Genomic DNA, 18,935 nt, shown 5'->3' with positions numbered 1-18,935 from the left:
GGTCGCTGCACCGCAACTGGGGGGAACATGCCGATTGCAACGGGCTCCGACGAGCGAGCGCAAGGCTATTTCCCGCATTGGACTCTGAAGTCCTCCGGCGTGATCATGCCCGAGGAGCGGCTGCCGCTTGGCCAGACCGTGGTCTCCGGTCTCCAGCATTGCGTCGCAATGTCGGGCTCGACGATCATCGCGCCGCTGCTGATGGGGTTCGATCCCAATGTTGCGGTGCTGTTTTCCGGCATCGGCACGCTGATCTTCTTCGTCATCGTCGCGGGGCGCGTGCCGAGCTATCTCGGCTCGAGCTTCGCGTTCATCGCGGTCGTGATCGCCGCGACCGGTTACGTTGGGCACGGGCCGAACCCGAACCTGTCGGTTGCGCTTGGCGGCATCGTCGGAGCCGGCGTCCTCTACGGCGTGATCGCGCTGATCGTGATGTGGTCGGGGGTTGGCTGGATCGAGAAGCTGTTGCCGCCGGCCGTCACCGGCGCCGTGGTCGCCGCGATCGGCCTTAATCTCGCGCCCGTGGCGGTGAAGGCCGTGAGCGCCAATGCGTTCGACACGGGAATCGGGCTCGCGACCGTTCTGATCATCGGCGTGGTTGCCGTTGGCGCGCCTGGCCTGTGGCGCCGCCTGCCGATCATTCTCGGCGCGATCGGCGGATATCTTTTGTACCTGCTGTTCGCGAACGGCTTTGGCTTCGGCAAGCCGATCGACTTCACGCAAGTTTCGGCCGCGCCGTGGATCGGCCTGCCGAGTTTTACCACGCCGACCTTCCAGACCGATGCGATCGTTCTGATCGCGCCGGTCGCGATCATCCTCGTCGCCGAGAACCTCGGTCACATCAAGGCAGTCGGCGCCATGACGGGCCGGAGCCTCGATGACTATCTCGGCCGCGCCTTGCTCGCCGACAGCCTCGCGACCATCGTGGCGGCCTGCGGCGGCGGCACCGGCGTTACCACCTATGCTGAAAACATCGGCGTCATGGCGGCGACGAAGGTCTATTCGACCTTGCTGTTTGCCTTCGCGGCCCTGGTGTCGATCGTGCTCGGCTTCTCGCCGAAGTTCGGCGCGCTGGTCCTGTCGATCCCGGGCCCTGTCATCGGTGGACTCTCGATCGTGCTGTTCGGATTGATCGCCGCGATGGCCGGCCGGATCTGGGTCGAGAACAAGATCGACTTCTCAAGTCCGGCAAACCTGATCACCGTCGCGGTCGCGCTCACCGCAGGCGCCGGAGACCTCACGCTCAAATTCGGTGCCTTCACCATCGGCGGGATCGGCACCGCAACCTTTGGCGCCATCATCCTGTACCAAATTTTGAGATCGCCATTCGCGCGCCGCGCTGAATGAATCGCAGCGATGCGCTGAGGGATGGAACAAAAGGCCGGTTCCGTCGCTGATCAGGGCATCCCGGAGAGAACCCATGCCACAAACCGATCGCTCGACCTCGTTTCACTCGCGTCTTGTCGGCCAGTACGCGCTGGTGACCGGCGCCTCCCAAGGCATTGGCCGTGCCGTCGCAATCCGGCTCGCCCAGGAAGGTGCGACCGTCGCCATCAACTATGTCGATCACCCTGAAAAGGCCGAGGAGACGCTCGCGCTGGCACGGACGGCATCGAGCGATCGGGGCCACGGCAGGCTCGATCATGCAATCGTCAAGGCCGACGTGAGCAATGAGCAGGAGGTCGCGGCGATGTTCGAGATGGTTTTGGCGCGCTGGAAGCGCCTCGACTGCCTCGTCAACAATGCCGGCTTCCAGCGGGAATCGCCGAGCGAGTCGCTCGACATCGAAACCTATCGCCGCATCATCGACGTCAATCTCAACGGCGCCGTATTCTGCGCCCAGAAGGCGCTCGCGCATTTCGTGGCGCGCGGCGCAGGCGGCAGCATCATCAATTGCTCCAGCGTGCACCAGATCATCCCGAAACCCGGCTATCTCGCTTATTCCATCAGCAAGGGCGGCATGGCCAATCTGACGCGCACGCTGGCGCTGGAATTCGCGAGCCGTGGCATTCGCGTCAATGCGGTAGGTCCCGGCGCGATCGACACCCCGATCAACGCGGCCTGGACCGGCGATCCGGAAAAGCGCAGTGTGGTCACCAGCCACATTCCGCTCGGCCGCGTCGGCACGCCGGAAGAGATCGCCGCCGTGTTCGCCTTCCTCGCCTCCGATGAAGCCAGCTACATCACCGGCCAGACCATCTACGCCTGTGGAGGTCTGACGCTGTTTCCCGAGTTTCGCGACAATTGGGCGAGCTAGCGGGCGTCCTGGCCCATCTGGCAAAACCGAGCGCAGCAGACTACATCTGCGCCATGACAAATCATCCGCTCCGCGATTTCGTCGGCCGGCACGAAAATCTGTTCGTGCTGACCGGCGCCGGCTGCAGCACCAATTCGGGCATTCCCGATTATCGCGACAGTCACGGCAATTGGAAGCGGACCCAGCCCGTGAACTTCCAGGCTTTCATGTCGGAAGAGCATACGCGTCGGCGCTATTGGGCGCGCAGTCTGATCGGCTGGCGGCGGTTCGGCCAGGCGAGGCCGAACGATGCGCATCACGCGCTTGCCCGGCTCGAGGCGAGCGGGCGTTGCGGAATGCTGCTGACCCAGAACGTCGACCGGCTGCATCAATCCGCCGGCCACCGCCAGGTGATCGACCTGCATGGCCGGCTCGATCTGGTCCGCTGCATGGGCTGCGGAGCGAAGACGCCGCGCAATGAATTCCAGGACAAGCTCGGCCGCGCCAATGCCGCATGGCTCACGCTCGATGCCGCGGATGCGCCGGACGGTGACGCCGATCTCGAGCACGCCGACTTTTCGTCCTTCAAGGTGCCGCCTTGCGAAACCTGCGGCGGCATCCTCAAGCCCGATGTCGTGTTCTTCGGCGAGAACGTCCCGCGCGACGTCGTCGCTACCGCGCAGGATCATCTGGCGCAGGCCGACGCCATGCTCATCGTCGGCTCGTCCCTGATGGTCTATTCCGGTTTCCGCTTCGTGCAGGCTGCCGCGCACCGGCAAATCCCGATCGCTGCGGTCAATCTCGGACGCACCCGCGCCGATGATCTCCTCACGCTGAAGGTCGAGGAGCGCTGCGAAGCGGCGCTTGCATTCCTGCTCTGATGGCGCAGGCTGCGAACGCGCCTTGCCTATTGCATAGGTGCCAAGCAGAATAGCTGGACACAGCATGTTCCTGTCGTCCATGGCATGGAAATTGCTGCGCTTTTGTCCTCAGTCTTGACGATCAGCACGGAGAATTTGGAATGCTTGAGGGAGCCGAGGTGCGGCTTGCCGTCGATATCGGTGGCACGTTCACCGACATCGTGCTGGACGTGGGGCAGGATCGCAAGACCCGCAAATTGCTGACGACGCCGCAGCGGCCCGAACGGGCGGTGCTCGATGGCATGCGGCTCATTCTCGCTGATGCGCGTGCCCATATCAGCGACATCGACGTCTTCATTCACGGCACGACGCTCGCGACCAACGCCATCATCGAACGTCGCGGCGCCAAGACGGCGTTGATCGCGACGGAGGGCTTTCGCGACGTGCTCGATATCGGCACCGAGAGCCGCTACGACCAGTATGACCTCAGCATCGACAAGCCGAAGCCGCTGGCGCCCCGATCCCTGCGCTTCACCGTGCCCGAGCGTATCGACGCCCATGGTGCCGTCCGCCTCCCGCTGGACGAAGCGGCGGTGCGTGCGCTCGCGCCAAGATTGCGCGCGCTGAATGTCGAGAGCGTCGCGGTCGCCTTCCTGCACTCCTACGCCAATCCCGAGCACGAGCGCCGCACGGCCGCGATCATCAGCGAGGAGATGCCCGGCATTTCCGTGACCGTATCGTCCGCGGTGTGCCCGGAGATCCGGGAATATGAGCGCACATCGACTGCGGTGGCCAACGCCTATGTGCAGCCCCTGATCGATGGTTATCTCGCCCGCATGTCCGACGCCTTGCAGGTCGAGCAGTACCGCGGCGCGATCTATCTCGTCACCTCCGGCGGCGGTGTCACCTCGATCGAGACGGCGCGGCGCTTTCCGGTGCGCCTTGTCGAATCCGGTCCCGCCGGCGGCGCCATTTTCGCGGCGCAGATCGCGGCGCGTCTCGGCGAGAGCAAGGTGCTGTCCTTCGACATGGGCGGCACCACGGCCAAGATCTGCCTGATCGAAAAATACCAGCCCGAGACCTCGCGCGTGTTCGAGGTCGATCGCGCAGCGCGCTTCCTGAAAGGTTCGGGTCTGCCGGTGCGAATTCCCGTGATCGAGATGGTCGAGATCGGCGCCGGCGGCGGTTCGATCGCCCATGTCGATGCCATGAAGCGCGTCACGGTCGGCCCCGAGAGTGCCTCGTCGGAGCCCGGGCCCGCCTGCTATGGCCGCGGCGGCCTGCGCCCGGCCGTGACGGATGCCGACGTTGCGCTCGGCATGATCGATCCCGACGACTTCGCGGGTGGAACGATCAAGCTCGACCCTGAGCTCTCGAAGCAGGCGCTGCTGCGCGCCGTGGGGGAGCCGCTGGGTCTGTCGGCTGAGACTGCAGCCTATGCCGTGCACGAGGTCGTCTGCGAGAACATGGCGAGTGCGGCGCGCGTGCATGCGGTCGAGCGTGGTGAGATTGTCGGTCAGCATACGCTGATCGCCTTCGGCGGCGCGGCACCGCTGCATGCGGCGCGCGTCGCCGAGAAGATCGGCGTCTCCCGCGTGATCGTCCCTTCCAATGCCGGCGTCGGCTCGGCCGTGGGCTTCCTTGCGGCTCCGATCGCTTACGAGCTGGTGCGCAGCCGTCATGTGCGGCTTGACGATTTCGACACCGATGGTGTTTCCGACCTGCTCCAGGAGATGGTGACCGAAGCGCGTGCGCTGGTCGAGACGGGTGCGGCCGGTGCGCCGGTGCGCGAGCGCCGCGCCGCCTTCATGCGCTATGTCGGCCAGGGCCATGAGATCTCGATCGAACTGCCGAACCGCCGGTTGGCGACGGCCGACCTGGCCGGCCTGCGCCAGAAGTTCGAGGCGGATTATGCGGCGATGTTCGAGCGGTCGATCCCGGGTGCGGCAATCGAGGTGTTGAGCTGGTCCGTGCTCGCGACGACCGAGGCGCGCAATCCGGCTATTGTCGCGGCCGTTACGCGCAAGCCCGCCGGGAAGGCGACCGGCAGCCGCAAGTTCTTCGATGGCAGGGCCGGGGAGGTGATCGAGATCCCGCTCTACCGCCGTGAAGACATGGCGCCTGGCGCGACGATTGCAGGCCCCGCCGTGATCGCGGAGGACGAGACCTCGACGTTCGTCTCTAACAGTTTTGATGCCCATATCGACGGTGCTGGCAGCATCGTCATGGAACGGAAGGCGGCCTGATCATGAGCAAGGCAAGCGGCGCGAGCCTGATCGACCTTCAGATCATGTGGCACCGGCTGATCGCCGTGGTCGAGGAGCAGGCGCAGGTGCTGCTCCGCACCGCCTTCAGCCCGATCGTGCGCGAATGCGGTGACCTTTCGGCCGGCGTGTTCGACCTCAAGGGCCGGATGCTGGCGCAGGCGGTGACCGGCACGCCCGGCCACGTCAACTCGATGGCGGAATCGGTCAAGCACTTCATCGCCCACTTTCCGATCGAGACGATGAAGGAGGGCGATGCTTACATCACCAACGATCCCTGGATGGGCACCGGCCATCTCAACGATTTCGTCGTCACCACGCCCTGCTTCAAGGACGGCAAGCCGGTGGCGCTGTTTTCCTGCACCAGCCATCTCATGGACATCGGCGGCATCGGCTTCGGGCCTGATGCCACCGACGTGTTCATGGAGGGGCTCTACATCCCCATGCTGAAGCTGATCGACCGGGGCGTCGTCAACGAGACGCTGATGGCGATGATCCGCACCAACACGCGGCTGCCGATCGACACCGAGGGCGACACCTACTCGCTTGCCGGCTGCAACGACGTCGGCTGCGAGCGCCTGGTCGAGATGATGACCGAGTTCGGCATCGACACGCTCGACGCACTCGGCGACTACATTTGCGACCGCTCGCGCGAGGCCGTGCTGGCTGAGATCGCCAAGCTGCCGAAGGGCACCTGGCGCAACACCATGGTGGTCGACGGCTATGATGCGCCGGTCTCGCTTGAGGCGACGCTGACCATCTCGGACGCGGGCATTCACGTCGATTTCGACGGCACCTCGGCCGCGTCCAGGTTCGGCATCAACGTGCCTCTGTCCTACACCATCGCCTACACCGTGTTCGGTCTCGGCTGCGTCGTCGCCTCGCAGATCCCGAACAATGCCGGCTCGCTCTCGCCGCTGACGGTGTCGGCTCCCCCTGGCGCAATCCTCAATGCGCCGAAGCCGGCGCCGGTCGCCTCGCGCCATATCATCGGCCAGATGCTGCCCGACGTCGTGTTCGGCTGCCTGCGCCAGATCATTCCCGAGCGCGTGCCCGCGGAAGGCACCTCGTGCCTGTGGAATCTCAATGTGCGCGGACAGACCCGCTCGGGCGCCGGCGGCAATTACGGGTTCTCGATGGCGGTGACCTCCAATGGCGGCACCGGCGCGCGCTTCGCGAAGGATGGGCTGTCCGCGACCGCCTATCCCAGCGGTGTGCGCGGCACGCCGGTCGAGATCGCCGAGACGCAGACGCCGCTGATCTTCTGGCGCAAGGAACTGCGGCCGGATTCCGGCGGGGCAGGGCGCACCCGCGGCGGCCTCGGCCAGATCATCGAGGTCGGCAGCGGCGTCGATGCGCCGTTCGACATTCTGGCGGCGTTCGACCGCATCGATCATCCGCCACGCGGCCGCGATGGCGGCAAGAACGGCGAGGCCGGCTATGTCGGCCTGAAGTCCGGCAAGAAGCTGCGTGGAAAAGGCTTTCAGCAGGTGCCGCCAGACGATCGGCTGGTGGTGCTCACACCAGGCGGCGCCGGCATCGGCGATCCCAGGGAGCGCGCGCCGACAGCCGTCAACGACGACATCGAAAGCGGCCTCGTGTCGGCCGACAACGCGGTTGCAGTTTATGGGCATACGCGATGACGCTTCAGGCGTCGTGCGCGTAGCAAACGGAGGGGCCTAATGATCACGCGACGGAATTTTACAGCGGGCGCAGCGACACTGCTCGCAGCCGGCCACATTTCGACCCGCGCGCGAGCTGCGACGGTGAGCTGGGACATGTCGACGGTATGGCCCGACGGCAATTTCCACACCCAGAACGCGTTTGCCTTCGCCGACGAGGTGAAGAAGCAGAGCGGCGGTTCGGTCGCGATCACCGTGAAGGCCGGCGGACAGCTCGGCTTCAAGGGCCCCGAGCATCTGCGCGCCGTGCGCGACGGCCTGGTGCCGCTTGCCGACGTCCTCAACATCCAGCAGGTCGGCGACGAGCCCTTCATGGGCGTCGAAAGCATTCCCTTTCTCTGCGGCTCCATGGACGAATTGAAGGTGCTGCACAAATATGTGCGGCCCGAATACGAGAAGGTCGCCGCGCGCAACAACCAGAAGATCCTCTACATCGTGCCCTGGCCGACGCAGTATCTGCACCTCAAGGTCAAGGTCGCCGATGTCGACGGCTTGAAGAACATCAAGATCCGCGTGCCCGACAAGAACGCCGTCGACATGCTGGCCGTGGTCGGCATGGCGCCGGTGATGATTCCCTGGGGCGAGACCATCCCGGCGCTGGCGTCGGGCGCAGTCTCCGGCGTATCGACCTCGGCGGTGTCGGGCGTCGACGGAAAATTCTGGGAATTCTTGAAATACATCTACCCGACCAATCACGTCTGGTCGTCGCAGATGCTCACCGTCAACCTCGATTCCTGGAAGGCGCTGAGTGCCGATCAGCAACAGCTCGTCGCGGGCATTGCCGCCAAGATGGAGCCGGGCTTCTGGGCGAACTCGCTCAAGGCCGACGTCGACAGCCTCAACCGGCTCAAGGAAGGCGGCATGGAGGTGGTGCCGGTCTCGGAGGCCATGATCACGGACATTCGCGCCAAAACCGCGCCGCAGCTTGACGCTTTCGTCAAGCGCGTGCCGGCGGCCGACAAGCCGGTGCGGGCCTATCTCGCCGAAATGAAGCGCTGAGGCCATGGTCAGCGTTTCGCCCGCAGCTCCGCATAGTCTCAACGCAGCGGCGCCGGCGCCGCTGCGCATCCTGCTCGACGGCATCGATCGTCTTGGCCGGCTGGACGGCTGGATCGGCGGCGGCTGCCTCTTGATGCTGACGCTGCTGATGCTGTGCGAGGTCGCAACGCGCTTCCTCTCGAACTTCCTGCCGTTCTTTCCGCCCACGATCTCGATCGCGTGGGAGTATTCCTCCTATCTGATGGCGGCGTCCTTCACCTTCGGCGCAGCCATGACCCTGCGTGTTGGCGGCCATATCCGTGTCGTGCTGCTGCTGAAGAACGTCCCGGCCCCCTTTCAGCGCGCGATCGAAATCCTGTCGGCCGCCGCCGGCTTCGCCTTCATGGCCTTCCTGACATCGTCGATGGCGAAGTTCGCCTTCGGCGCCTATGTGCGCGGCCAGGTTTCGACCTCGAGCGACACCCCGCTGTGGTTTCCGCAGGCCGTCGTCGCCTTCGGCATGCTGCTGCTGACGCTCCAGTTCCTGGCGCGCGCGATCCAGGCCGTGCTCGGCCTGCCGCTGGAGGATCATCGCATGAAGGCCTCGCCCGTCGAATGATCGCCCTCGCGCCAGCGGACACCGGATTCCATGACCATTGAAGTCGTCGCTCTCTTCGCGATCCTGTTTGCGCTTCTAGCCTGCGGCGTCTGGATCGGCCTGACGCTTGCGCTCACTGCGACGCTGCTGCTGGCGATGTTCCGCTCGATCCCGCTCGACAAGCTGCTGCCGCAATACGCCTGGAACATCTTGACGACGCAGGAATTGCTGGCGTTGCCACTGTTCATCCTGATGGGCGAGTTGCTGTTTCGCACCCGTTTGTCACGTTCGCTGTTCCAGGGGCTCGCGCCCTGGGCAGGGCTTCTGCCGGGTCGTCTTCTGCATGTGAACGTGATCGGCTGCACCATCTTCGCGGCGATCTCCGGCTCGTCGGCGGCGACGACGCAGGTGATCGGCCGCATGTCGCTCAACGAACTCACACGCCGCGGCTATTCCCGCGACATCGCGATCGGCTCGCTCGCCGGCGCCGGCACGCTCGGCTTTTTGATCCCGCCGTCCAACATCATGATCATCTATGGCGTGCTCGGCGACGTTTCTATTCTCAAGCTCTTTACCGCCGGCGTGCTGCCCGGCCTCCTGCTGGCGGCCACCTTCATGGGATGGGTGATGCTGCACACGACGTTCAACCGCACGCTGGTGCCGGAGTCCGAGGCAAAGCTCTCGCAGGTGCCGTGGCGCGAACGTTTTGCGGCGCTGAAGGACCTTGCGCCGGCGCTGTTCCTGATCGCCTGCGTGCTCGGCTCGATGTATGGCGGGCTGGCCACGCCGTCGGAGGCCGCCGCGGTCGGCGTGCTCGGCGCGGCACTGGTCGCCTGGGCGCAGGGCTCGATGTCGCAGCAGGTGATCCGCGACGTGCTGATCGGCTCGGTCGTGACCTGCTCGATGATCGCACTGATCGTGCTCGGCGCCTCGATCCTCGGCAACGCCGCGGCCTTCCTCGGAATCCCGCAGGCGGTCGCCGCCTTCGTGAAAGGCTTGGGGCTATCGCCCTTCATGCTGATCGTGGTTCTGATTATCTTCTACCTGATCCTCGGCTGCTTCCTCGACGGCTTCTCGATGATCGTGATGACGCTGCCGATCGTGCTGCCGATCGTGAAGGGCGCGGGCTTCGACGAGATCTGGTTCGGCATCTTCCTCGTGCTCGCCGTCGAGATGGCCCAGATCACGCCGCCGGTTGGTTTCAACCTGTTCGTGATCCAGGGCCTGACCGAAGACGGCCTCGGCTACATCGCGCGCGTCACGATGCCCTATCTGCTCATCATGGTCGGATTCGTGCTGCTGCTGACGCTCTGGCCCGGCATCGTCACGATCCTGCCGAGGATGCTGTACGGATAGATTTGCGCCGCCCCGGCCGCTCAGCCGGGACGGCGCCTCAATCGTCAAAGCTTACGCCGCGGCCTTCTTCCGCGCCTGCTCGGCCTTGTACAGCTCGAACTCTTCCGCGATCGCCTTGGCGATCGACGGCCGTTGACGCAGGCGTTCGTAATAGGCCTTCACATTTGGCCATTTCGCGAGCTCGATCGGCGGCGTCGCCATGGTCCAGTTGATGACCGTGATGAGATAGGCGTCGGCGACGCTGAAATGGTCGAGCAGGAAGTCGCGCTCCTTCAGGTAATTGTCGAGATAGTCCAGCCGCGACAGGTTCTTCTCCAGCGCATACGCTTTCGTTTCCTGCGGCGCCTTGCGGTCGAGCACCGGGATGAACAGGCCCTTGTGCAGTTCGGTGCCGATGAAGCAGAGCCATTGATGCAGCCGCGTGCGATCGATGCCCGCTGCAGCGCCGAGGCCCGATTGCGGGAAGCGGTCGGCGATGTATTGCAGGATCGCGGCGTTCTCGGTCAGCACCACGCCGTCGTCGGTGCGCAGTGTCGGCACCAGGCCGAGCGGGTTCACGGTTCGGAAGTCAGTGCCGTCGCTCAGCACTGTCTTGGTCGGCGGATCGACTTCGAGATAATTGGCTTCGGCGCCGGCTTCATACAGCGCGACGCGGCTCGCCATCGAACAGGCGAGCGGCGAGAAATAAAGATCCATCTTGAGCCTCCTTGGGCAATTCTTCGATGTGACTTTCGGAGTGTCGCTCAACCCGGCCAGATTGATTTTTGTACTGTCTTGCATATTATGGAGGCGGTCAAGGATTAAATTGCGAAATGGTACAAAAATCGAAGCCGCCAACTGCTGCCACGGAGCCTAAACGCCGCGGCCGTCCGCGCGCTTATGAACCCGACATCGCGCTTGGCAAGGCGCTCGACCTGTTCCGCACGCAGGGTTTCGCGGCGACCTCGCTCGACGATCTCAGCGAAGCCACCGGCATGAATCGCCCGAGCCTCTATGGCGCCTTCGGCGACAAGCGCGAGCTCTACATCAAGAGCTATCAGCGCTACCGCGAGGAAGCGCGCGCATCGATGGTGGAGATCTTTCGCCAGGAGATGCCCGTGCGCCGGCGGCTGGAGCGCATCTTCGCTTCCGCGCTGAACATTTATCTTTCAGGCGAAACCGGCCCGCGCGGCTGCTTCACCGTGGTCACGGCGGCCTCCGAGGCGGTCGGCGATCCCGACATCCGCGCCATGGTGCTGGATGGCCTGTCTGAGCTCGACAAGGCATTTGCGAGTTGCTTCCGCCGCGCCAAGGAGAAAGGCGAGTTGCCCGACAGCGCCGATCCCGCCGTGCTGGCGCAGCTCGCTTCAGCGACCGTGCACTCAATTGCCATCCGCTCCCGCGCGCGTGTGTCGCGGAAGGAGCTCGAGGCAATCGTGAAGGGGGCGATCGACCTGATGCTGGGAGGAAAGAGCTAGGCGGTTGCGTGGCGCGAGCTATCTCCCAAACGTCGTCCTGGCGAAAGCCAGGACCCATAGCCACCGAGTCTGGTTTGGCGAAGATTCGGAGTTCCCGCCGTCGCGCCGCAGCTCCAGGACGACATTGAGTTTGTAGCCCCGCCTACGCCGCGCGAATATGCGCCAGGAAACGATCCACCTCGTCGCGCAGCCGCTGCGATTGTTTCGACAGCTCGATCGCCGAGCCCAGGACTTCCTCCGCCGCTGTTCCCGTCGCGGCGATGCCGGCGGTGACGCCCGCGATGTTTTGCGAGACCTCGCCGGTGCGGGCGGCCGCCTGCTGGACGTTCTGCGCGATCTCCTGCGTCGCGGTGCCCTGCTGGCCGACGGCGGCGGCAATCGCGGCGGAGATCTCGTCGACTTCCTGGATCGTTGCGCAGATCGATTGGATGCCGTCCACTGCGCCGGTGGTCTCGCCTTGTACCGCCGTCACCTGGGCGCCGATCTCCTCGGTCGCCTTGGCGGTCTGGGTTGCCAGCGCCTTCACCTCGGAGGCAACCACCGCAAAGCCGCGGCCGGCTTCGCCCGCGCGCGCCGCCTCGATCGTCGCGTTGAGTGCCAGCAGATTGGTTTGCTCGGCGATGCCGCTGATGAAGGAGACGACGTCGCCGATTTTTTGCGCAGCGTCGGCCAGACTCTGCACGCGCTCGTTCGACCGTCGCCCGTCGCTCGCAGCTTTGCCGACTACCGCGGTCGCGTGCGCAAGGCGCCGGCTGATCTCGGCCATCGACGACGACAGCTCTTCCGCGGCGGCAGCAACCGTCTGCACATTCTCCGAGGCGAGCGCCGAGGCCGACGACACCGTGCCGGTCTGCTGCCGCGACCGCTCGACGATATCAGACATCGAGCGCGCGGTGTTCTCCATCTCGACCGCGGCCGAGGAGACCGTGGTGACGACGTCGCGGATGCTGGCTTCGAAATTGTCGGCGAGCGCCGCGAACGCGCGCCGCTTCTCCGCTTCGGACTGCGCCTTGGTGTCGGCCTGTTCGGTCTGGAGCCGGTTGAAGTTGACGGCGTTGTCGCGGAACACCGAAACAGCCTTGACCATCGCGCCGACCTCGTCGTTCGCCTTGCTGGCGGGGACGGCAACATCGAGGTGTCCGTCTGCCAGCTCGCGCATCACGCTCGTGATGGAGATGATCGGACGCGAGATGCTGCGGGCGATGAGATAGCCGACGATGGCGGCGAGCACGAGCCCGAGCGCGGCGATGCCGAATGCCAGCAGCCAGGCTCGGTCGGCGGAGGCCACATAGTCGGCATTGTCCATCACCAGTTCGACCGCGCCGAGGGACTTACCGGAAAAATCCCTGATCGGTCCGAGCAGCGCGGCCACTGGCGTGGTGTCGAGCTTGGCCTGTCGTATCGTGAAGTCGCCGCCGGCGGCGCGGCCGTAATCGGCCGCATCGAAGAAGCTCTTACCCTTCAGCGTGCCGCCGAACAGCTTGAAGCCGCCGCCGTCCGCGAGATGGAAGGCGATGTCGACATGGCGGTTGGTCTTGAAGTCGTCCAGGAAGGACTGGCCGAAGGTCAGGCCAAACTCCACCGAGCCGAGATGCTTGCCGGCTTGCGCGATCGGCACCACGCCGCGGATACCGAGCCCGGCCAAGCCGCCCTCGAGGCCGACCACGACCTTGTGCTCCTGGTTGGCCATGATCACGGTCCTGCGGAAGCCCGAGAGGTCGTCGCCAAATTTAGCAGGCTGGTGTACGCGCAGGAACGAGGTCGCGGGCGCCACATGGAACTGGAACTGTTCGACGCCATACTCCGATTTGGTCGCGGCAAACACCGGCCCGAACAGGCCGATCAAAGCGTTGCGATCCTGTTTGGCCATCGCGTCCTGCGTCGCCGGTATTGCGGCGACGACGGCGCTCATGGCGGCGGCGCGCTGGGATTCCTCGGCAATTCGCGACTGGAGCGCGTCGTAATGACTGCGAAGCTCGCGCTGGTCGGCCCGGTCGATGATGCCGGAAATGATCCACATCGCCCCGAGCACGGCGAACAGGGCGGTCGCCGCCGCCGTCACCGCCAGCGCAACCGTGATCCGCATCCTGAGGCCGAGCGTGAAGCGCATGTCCGACTCGTTCGTTGAGCGTTGATTAACAACGCCTATCAACTTCTCGCTAAGAGACGGTGAACGGGATACCGGCCGACGATCAGTGATTTTACGGGCTCGGGTGGCACGTGAGGTCTCAATACCCCCGCGCCCGGTCCACCACGTTCTCCAGCACGCCACCGGCCTCGAACCGCGCGATCTGCTCGGCGACATAGGCCGAGATCGCGTCAGCGTCGGTGTCGGCGGCGTTGTGCGGGGTCAGCAGCACCTTGGGATGGGTCCAGAACCGGCTGTCCGCCGGCTGCGGCTCCTGCACGAAGACGTCGAGCGAGGCGGCGCCCAGCGTGCCGTCGTCGAGGCAGGCCAGGATGTCGGCTTCGTTCTGAAGGCCGCCGCGGCCGGCGTTGATCAGCACGGGCGCACCGAGCGGGCTTTTGCGGTTGAGCTTGGTGAAGACATCGCGGTTGAGGATGCCGTGTGTATCAGGCGTCAGCGGCAACAGGCTGACGAGGATATCGGTCGTGCGCAGGAATGCATCGATCTGCCCGGCGCCATGGAAGCATTCGACGCCCGCGATGGTGCGCGGGCTGCGGCTCCAGCCGGCGACGCGGAAACCAAGCCGCCGCAGCACATCGGCCGCGTCGGCGCCGAGCGTGCCCAGTCCCATGACACCGACCGTGACGGCGCTCGCCGGCCATTGATAGGTCGGCTCCCAGCGCTTTTCGCGCTGCGACTGGCGCAGATAAAGCTCCTGGCGGTGGTGCATCAGCACGTGCTGCACGACGTATTCGGTCATGCGGCCGGTCAGATCGGGCACGGCGACACGCACGAGCGGCACGTTCGGCAGGCTCTTGTCCGCCATCAGCGCATCGACGCCGGCGCCGAGATTGAAGATCGCCCGCAGATTGGGGAATGAGCCGAGGTCGCCCGGCACCGGCTTCCACACCGCGGCATAGTGCACCTCGGCCGGATCGAGCCCGGCATCGGGCAGCAGCACGACGCGGCGGCCGCCGCAGACCGCGTCGAACCGGCCCTTCCAGCGCTCCGGCAGCCAGTTTTGCTGCGTGCTGTTGATCAGGACGGCCAGTGTGCCTACGGTCATTCGAGTGCCTCTATAGGTTCCGCTTTTGAGGGCCCTCCTTGGCACGATCTTCCGGATTTTTCTTGCAAATTTTTTCCGCAGCCCTGTCGGGGCGAGGCATATTGGATCGTCTTCAAAACAAGAGGTCAGGGAAGGTACTGCCCATGCTTTATGCGATCCTTTGCTATCACGATGAGGACTTCGTCGGCTCCTGGAGCAAGGACCAGGACGAAGCCGTGATGAAGAAGCTCGCCGTGGTGCAAGAGAAGCTCACGAGCCAAGGCCGGCTCGGCCCGGTGGCGCGGTTGCTGCCGACCACCGCGGCCGCGACTTTGCGTAAAGAGGACCCGCCGCTGGTGCTCGACGGCCCCTACGCGGAGACCAAGGAGCAGTTGCTCGGCTTCTATATCGTCGATTGCAAGAACCTCGACGAGGCGCTCGATGTCGCCCGCGACCTCGGCGCGGCCAATCCCGGCGGCGCCTATGAGGTGCGCCCCGTCGGCGTGTTCAGGCCCGGAGGGAATCTGACGTGAGCGAAGCCGATACCGCCTGGATCGAGACCGCGCTGACCTCGGCGCGCCCCCAGGCGGTCGGCGCGCTGCTGCGCTATTTCCGCGATCTCGACACCGCCGAGGAGGCATTCCAGAACGCCTGCCTGCGCGCGCTGAAGACCTGGCCGCAGAACGGGCCGCCGCGGGATCCCGCGGCCTGGCTGATCATGGTCGGCCGCAACGTTGCGATCGACGAGGTGCGCCGCACCCGCAAGCAGCAGCCGCTGCCGGAGGACGACAAAGCGATCTCCGATCTCGACGACGCCGAGGGCGCGCTCGCCGAGCGGCTCGACGGCTCGCACTACCGCGACGACATTCTGCGGCTGATGTTCATCTGCTGCCATCCAGGGCTGCCGGCGACGCAGCAGATCGCGCTGGCGCTCCGTATCGTCTGCGGCCTGACCGTGAAGCAGATCGCGCGCGCCTTCCTGGTGTCGGAAGCGGCGATGGAGCAGCGCATCACGCGTGCCAAGGCCAAGGTCGCGGAGGCCGGGACGCCGTTTGAAACGCCGGGCGCGGTCGAGCGCGCGGAGCGGCTCGCCGTTGTCGCCGCGATGATCTATTTGATCTTCAACGAGGGCTATTCGGCGAGCGGCGACACCGCCGAAATCAGGAAGCCGCTGTGCGAAGAAGCGATCCGGCTGGCGCGGCTGCTGTTGCGGCTGTTCCAGAGCGAGCCGGAGATCATGGGGCTCACGGCGCTCATCTTGTTGCAGCATGCGCGCAGTGCCTCGCGCTTTGCCGCGGATGGTTCGCTGATCCTGCTGGATGACCAGGATCGTTCGCTGTGGAACGGCACGATGATCGCGGAAGGCCTCGCGCTGATCGACAAGGCGATACGCCATCGCCGCAGCGGGCCCTACCAGATCCAGGCTGCGATCGCCGCGCTGCATGCCCGCGCCTCCACGCCCGAGGAGACCGACTGGGCGCAGATCGACCTGCTCTATGGCGCGCTGGAGGTGGTGCAGCCCTCGCCGGTGGTGACGCTCAACCGCGCGGTCGCGGTTTCCAAGGTGCGCGGACCGCAAGCCGCGCTCGACCTGATCGAGCCGCTGGCGCCAAAGCTTGCCAACTACTTCCATTTCTACGGCGTGCGCGGCGCCTTCCTGATGCAGCTTGGCCGCAACGACGAAGCCCGCATCGCCTTCGACCGCGCCATCGCCCTCGCCAACACGTCCGCAGAAGCCGCTCACATCCGCATGCATCTCGATCGCCTGATCCGCGACAGCCAGCCGAACGGCGCAAATGGCGGCGCCAGGCAGGGCGCGAAGGTCGAAGGCGCCAAGGTGAAGTAGGGAGCGCCTGCTTCGGGCATCGCAAAAATTTTCGCTTCGCCTTGTCGGGCCCGGTCCCCTCCCTTCGTCCTAGGTGCGTATCCAGGGAGCCATTCATGCTGAAAGCCATTGCCATCATCGCCGTCGTGCTCGCTGTCGGACTCGCGGGTGTCCTCGTCTTCGCATTGACGAAACCCGGCACCTTCCGCGTCGAACGTAGCCTCGCCGTGAAGGCGCCCGCCGATGCGATCTATCCGCTGGTCGCCGATTTCCATCGCTGGACCGCCTGGTCACCTTACGAGGGCCGGGACCCCGCGATGAAGCGCAGCTTCGGCGGAACTGCGCCGGGCAAGGGCGCGACCTATGCCTGGGACGGGAACAACAATGTCGGCGCCGGCCATATGGAGATCCTCGAGGCGAGTGCGCCGTCAAAACTCCGGATCAAGCTCGACTTCGAGCGGCCTTTCGAAGGCCACAACACCGCCGAGTTCACCTTTGTGCCGCAAGGCGATGCCACACTGGTCACGTGGGCGATGTCCGGTCCGGCGCCGTTCCTGTCCAAGGTCATGCAGGTGTTCATCAACATGGACAACATGATCGGCAAGGATTTCGAGGCGGGCTTGGCCAGCCTGAAGAAGCTCACCGAGAAGTAGCGCCGTCACCCCGAATGAAAGCAAAACGGAGAGAAACGATGCTCAATCCCTATCTGTTCTATCAGGACACCTGCGAAGCGGCGTTCAACTACTACGCCAAGGTCTTGGGCGGCAAGATCGATGCGATGATGCGCGCCTCGGATGCGCCGCCGGAGGTGCCCGCCACGCCCGGCCGCGAGAAGATCATTATGCATGCGCGGATGTCGCTGCCAGACGGCAGCGTCCTGATGGCCTCCGACGCACCAGGCGAGCATTTTCACAAGCCGCAGGGCTTTTCGATCTCGCTCACGGTCGCGGATCCCGCGGACGGCGAGCGCAAGTTCAACGCGCTGGCCGACGGCGGCACCGTCACCATGCCCTTCAGCAAGACCTTCTGGGCCAAGGGTTTTGGCATGTGCGTCGACAAGTTCGGCATTCCCTGGATGGTGAACTGCCCGGCCGAGGGAATGTGACAGCCGCGATCGCTTGACGCGCCAAGCGGCGATCCCCTCTCCCTGACGATGCGGAGAGGGGCGCGCATGAGACGTTGCGTGATGTGCCGATCGACCGCGTGCCGCTCTCAGCGGATCGATCCGGTCACGTCATTGCTCGGTGGTTGCGAGGAGGGAACGCAGCGCGGACAGATCACGAGCTTTGTCCCGAGCTGCTTGTCATTCTCCGCTTCGATTTCGTCATGGATTGCCCACCACGCCGCGGAGTACGGGCGCAAGGTGCCGAGGACTCTTTCTCGCTCCTGATTCGGATCACTCGCCGCGGGAGCTTGGGTCGCCACGCGACGCTTGATGACGTAGGGACGGTTCGGATCCTGACCGAGGCCGTCCCATGCGATCGGACGGCGTTCCTGCGCAGGCGCGACCACGCATCCCATGAGCGTTGCGCAAAACGTGAGCAAGACAAAGCCGTGTCGCATCATGCCGAACCCTTGGGTGTTGTATGCGACGCGCCAAATTCGCTTGCCGAAGCTTGCGTCGCACCGCTCAAATGGAACCTAAGGGAAACGCCTGGCCGACACGGCCGAATATGAATTTTAGTGTCGCACCACATTGCGAGAGCAGTGAGGCCGCTTCGTGAAATGATGCGGACCGCATCGCACAACAACTGGCGCAATATTAGGCTGTGAACTCCGGGGCAGAATCGTTATTTATTTCGTCATAAACTCTAAAAACTGGGGCGGGCGGACTTGGAAGGGGAGCGACCGATGGCGGCGGCGCTGCAGATCAACTTTGCACTTTGGGGTATGCTCATCTGCGCGAGCATGGAATTGGCCCAGCTGATCCAGAGTTTTTATTAGGCCTCACGAAGCAGGTGACCGGCGCGATTTGGCGGGCGCTTGCGTCCGCTGATCGTCACCCGCAGCGCGGATAGATCGCGGCGAGGTCGCGTCCCTTCAGCAGAAGCAACCGCGACGAGAGGCCGCCGCGGCGGCTGATCCAGTCGCGCACCGGGCCGGGATAGGCCGCAAGCACCGCATCGGATGCTTCCGGCTCGGCGTAGAAGCGTCCGCGCCGGTCGACCGAGCGCGCCGCATGAAAGCCAAGCACGGCACGCTTGGTGACGCATATCCGCTCGCCCGGCACGATGCTCAGCACCAGCGTGCAGGCGGACAGGCAGGGACCGTCGATCACCACGCGCTCGCCGCTCTCGCGCACCTTCTCGAACAAATCGAGGAACGGCCCGACCTGTCCACCGGGCGACTGGATGATGCGGATTTCGGCCAAGGCAGGCGTGGCGGCGAGCAGCGCGGATACGAGCATCAAAGCCCTGAGGAAGGTGACGCGTCGCATGAAGCCTCCGCGAATTCGAGTCCGTAGGATTGGCCGACGAGAAGAGGTGGGTGACGCTTCGCTAGGCCA

Annotated in this window: 18 protein-coding genes; 13 read left to right on the top strand and 5 right to left on the bottom strand. The window is 64.9% G+C overall.

Features of this window, described 5'->3' with window-relative positions; translation table 11 throughout:
• Positions 1-27: 27 nt before the first annotated feature.
• The 8 genes from FXB41_RS10665 to FXB41_RS10630 all read left to right on the top strand — a co-directional run bounded on the left by FXB41_RS10665 (position 28) and on the right by FXB41_RS10630 (position 9,974).
• On the top strand, positions 28-1,347 hold the full coding sequence (locus FXB41_RS10665) for a solute carrier family 23 protein (protein WP_219681715.1): 1,320 nt from the start codon (positions 28-30) through the stop codon (positions 1,345-1,347).
• Positions 1,348-1,420: 73 nt separating this feature from the next.
• The gene (locus FXB41_RS10660) at positions 1,421-2,257 is read left to right on the top strand and encodes an SDR family oxidoreductase (protein ID WP_007596359.1); all 837 of its coding nucleotides are present in this window, start codon (positions 1,421-1,423) and stop codon (positions 2,255-2,257) included.
• Positions 2,258-2,310: 53 nt separating this feature from the next.
• Positions 2,311-3,117 carry an NAD-dependent protein deacetylase gene (locus FXB41_RS10655; protein WP_219681714.1) on the top strand — a complete coding sequence of 269 codons (807 nt, stop codon included), beginning with the start codon at positions 2,311-2,313 and terminating at the stop codon, positions 3,115-3,117.
• 140 nt (positions 3,118-3,257) lie between these two features.
• A complete protein-coding gene (locus FXB41_RS10650; protein ID WP_219681713.1) occupies positions 3,258-5,342 on the top strand; it encodes a hydantoinase/oxoprolinase family protein in 2,085 nt (694 codons plus the stop codon).
• A 2-nt stretch (positions 5,343-5,344) separates the two neighbouring features.
• On the top strand, positions 5,345-7,003 hold the full coding sequence (locus FXB41_RS10645) for a hydantoinase B/oxoprolinase family protein (RefSeq protein ID WP_007596349.1): 1,659 nt from the start codon (positions 5,345-5,347) through the stop codon (positions 7,001-7,003).
• A gap of 39 nt (positions 7,004-7,042) precedes the next feature.
• Positions 7,043-8,041, top strand: a complete 999-nt coding sequence (locus tag FXB41_RS10640) for a TRAP transporter substrate-binding protein (protein ID WP_219681712.1) — start codon at positions 7,043-7,045, stop codon at positions 8,039-8,041.
• Positions 8,042-8,045: 4 nt separating this feature from the next.
• Positions 8,046-8,639 carry a TRAP transporter small permease subunit gene (locus FXB41_RS10635; protein ID WP_007596347.1) on the top strand — a complete coding sequence of 198 codons (594 nt, stop codon included), beginning with the start codon at positions 8,046-8,048 and terminating at the stop codon, positions 8,637-8,639.
• A gap of 30 nt (positions 8,640-8,669) precedes the next feature.
• Positions 8,670-9,974: a TRAP transporter large permease gene (locus FXB41_RS10630; RefSeq protein WP_219681711.1), complete on the top strand. Its 1,305-nt coding sequence runs from the start codon at positions 8,670-8,672 to the stop codon at positions 9,972-9,974.
• 51 nt (positions 9,975-10,025) lie between these two features.
• On the opposite strand, the gene FXB41_RS10625 is transcribed toward FXB41_RS10630, so the two are convergent.
• A complete protein-coding gene (locus FXB41_RS10625) occupies positions 10,026-10,670 on the bottom strand; it encodes a glutathione binding-like protein (protein WP_219681710.1) in 645 nt (214 codons plus the stop codon).
• A gap of 116 nt (positions 10,671-10,786) precedes the next feature.
• Here FXB41_RS10625 and FXB41_RS10620 point away from each other — a divergent pair, with 116 nt between their 5' ends.
• Positions 10,787-11,431, top strand: coding sequence for a TetR/AcrR family transcriptional regulator (locus FXB41_RS10620; protein ID WP_219681709.1), 645 nt, complete (start codon positions 10,787-10,789; stop codon positions 11,429-11,431).
• Positions 11,432-11,573: 142 nt separating this feature from the next.
• Here the strand turns inward: FXB41_RS10620 and FXB41_RS10615 are convergent, their stop codons facing one another.
• Together FXB41_RS10615 and FXB41_RS10610 are read right to left on the bottom strand one after the other, a co-directional pair.
• A complete protein-coding gene (locus tag FXB41_RS10615; RefSeq protein ID WP_219681708.1) occupies positions 11,574-13,541 on the bottom strand; it encodes a methyl-accepting chemotaxis protein in 1,968 nt (655 codons plus the stop codon).
• 118 nt (positions 13,542-13,659) lie between these two features.
• A complete protein-coding gene (locus FXB41_RS10610) occupies positions 13,660-14,625 on the bottom strand; it encodes a 2-hydroxyacid dehydrogenase (RefSeq protein WP_219681707.1) in 966 nt (321 codons plus the stop codon).
• Between the two features lie 143 nt (positions 14,626-14,768).
• On the opposite strand from FXB41_RS10610, the gene FXB41_RS10605 reads away from it, so the two are divergent.
• The 4 genes from FXB41_RS10605 (at position 14,769) to FXB41_RS10590 (ending at position 17,534) form a co-directional block, all read left to right on the top strand.
• Positions 14,769-15,137 carry a YciI family protein gene (locus FXB41_RS10605; RefSeq protein ID WP_007596340.1) on the top strand — a complete coding sequence of 123 codons (369 nt, stop codon included), beginning with the start codon at positions 14,769-14,771 and terminating at the stop codon, positions 15,135-15,137.
• The gene (locus tag FXB41_RS10600) at positions 15,134-16,450 is read left to right on the top strand and encodes an RNA polymerase sigma factor (RefSeq protein ID WP_219681706.1); all 1,317 of its coding nucleotides are present in this window, start codon (positions 15,134-15,136) and stop codon (positions 16,448-16,450) included. Before FXB41_RS10605 ends, FXB41_RS10600 begins: the two co-directional genes overlap by 4 nt.
• Positions 16,451-16,545: 95 nt before the next feature.
• Entirely contained in the window at positions 16,546-17,082 is a 537-nt protein-coding gene (locus FXB41_RS10595) for an SRPBCC family protein (RefSeq protein ID WP_219681705.1), read from the top strand.
• 38 nt (positions 17,083-17,120) lie between these two features.
• The gene (locus FXB41_RS10590; protein WP_007596337.1) at positions 17,121-17,534 is read left to right on the top strand and encodes a VOC family protein; all 414 of its coding nucleotides are present in this window, start codon (positions 17,121-17,123) and stop codon (positions 17,532-17,534) included.
• Positions 17,535-17,641: 107 nt separating this feature from the next.
• Here FXB41_RS10590 and FXB41_RS10585 read toward each other — a convergent pair whose 3' ends face one another.
• The gene (locus FXB41_RS10585) at positions 17,642-17,995 is read right to left on the bottom strand and encodes a hypothetical protein (protein ID WP_007596336.1); all 354 of its coding nucleotides are present in this window, start codon (positions 17,993-17,995) and stop codon (positions 17,642-17,644) included.
• Positions 17,996-18,428: 433 nt separating this feature from the next.
• Positions 18,429-18,866, bottom strand: a complete 438-nt coding sequence (locus FXB41_RS10580) for a hypothetical protein (RefSeq protein WP_219681704.1) — start codon at positions 18,864-18,866, stop codon at positions 18,429-18,431.
• Positions 18,867-18,935 lie beyond the last annotated feature (69 nt).

The sequence above is a fragment of the Bradyrhizobium canariense genome (genome assembly GCF_019402665.1).
Lineage (GTDB): Bacteria > Pseudomonadota > Alphaproteobacteria > Rhizobiales > Xanthobacteraceae > Bradyrhizobium > Bradyrhizobium canariense.
The sequence above is the reverse complement of the archived record's forward strand: the minus strand, read 5'-3'. Positions and strand labels throughout refer to the sequence as shown.

Excerpts from the sequence above, each read along its gene's own strand:
- FXB41_RS10655 (WP_219681714.1), top strand. The coding sequence starts at position 2,311 with ATGACAAATCATCCGCTCCGCGATTTCGTCGGCCGGCACGAAAATCTG.
- FXB41_RS10585 (WP_007596336.1), bottom strand. The coding sequence starts at position 17,995 with ATGATGCGACACGGCTTTGTCTTGCTCACGTTTTGCGCAACGCTCATG.
- FXB41_RS10605 (WP_007596340.1), top strand. The coding sequence starts at position 14,769 with ATGCTTTATGCGATCCTTTGCTATCACGATGAGGACTTCGTCGGCTCC.
- FXB41_RS10650 (WP_219681713.1), top strand. The coding sequence starts at position 3,258 with ATGCTTGAGGGAGCCGAGGTGCGGCTTGCCGTCGATATCGGTGGCACG.
- FXB41_RS10665 (WP_219681715.1), top strand. The coding sequence starts at position 28 with ATGCCGATTGCAACGGGCTCCGACGAGCGAGCGCAAGGCTATTTCCCG.
- FXB41_RS10615 (WP_219681708.1), bottom strand. The coding sequence starts at position 13,541 with ATGCGCTTCACGCTCGGCCTCAGGATGCGGATCACGGTTGCGCTGGCG.
- FXB41_RS10610 (WP_219681707.1), bottom strand. The coding sequence starts at position 14,625 with ATGACCGTAGGCACACTGGCCGTCCTGATCAACAGCACGCAGCAAAAC.
- FXB41_RS10620 (WP_219681709.1), top strand. The coding sequence starts at position 10,787 with ATGGTACAAAAATCGAAGCCGCCAACTGCTGCCACGGAGCCTAAACGC.
- FXB41_RS10645 (WP_007596349.1), top strand. The coding sequence starts at position 5,345 with ATGAGCAAGGCAAGCGGCGCGAGCCTGATCGACCTTCAGATCATGTGG.
- FXB41_RS10630 (WP_219681711.1), top strand. The coding sequence starts at position 8,670 with ATGACCATTGAAGTCGTCGCTCTCTTCGCGATCCTGTTTGCGCTTCTA.
- FXB41_RS10590 (WP_007596337.1), top strand. The coding sequence starts at position 17,121 with ATGCTCAATCCCTATCTGTTCTATCAGGACACCTGCGAAGCGGCGTTC.
- FXB41_RS10640 (WP_219681712.1), top strand. The coding sequence starts at position 7,043 with ATGATCACGCGACGGAATTTTACAGCGGGCGCAGCGACACTGCTCGCA.
- FXB41_RS10595 (WP_219681705.1), top strand. The coding sequence starts at position 16,546 with ATGCTGAAAGCCATTGCCATCATCGCCGTCGTGCTCGCTGTCGGACTC.
- FXB41_RS10625 (WP_219681710.1), bottom strand. The coding sequence starts at position 10,670 with ATGGATCTTTATTTCTCGCCGCTCGCCTGTTCGATGGCGAGCCGCGTC.
- FXB41_RS10635 (WP_007596347.1), top strand. The coding sequence starts at position 8,046 with ATGGTCAGCGTTTCGCCCGCAGCTCCGCATAGTCTCAACGCAGCGGCG.
- FXB41_RS10580 (WP_219681704.1), bottom strand. The coding sequence starts at position 18,866 with ATGCGACGCGTCACCTTCCTCAGGGCTTTGATGCTCGTATCCGCGCTG.
- FXB41_RS10660 (WP_007596359.1), top strand. The coding sequence starts at position 1,421 with ATGCCACAAACCGATCGCTCGACCTCGTTTCACTCGCGTCTTGTCGGC.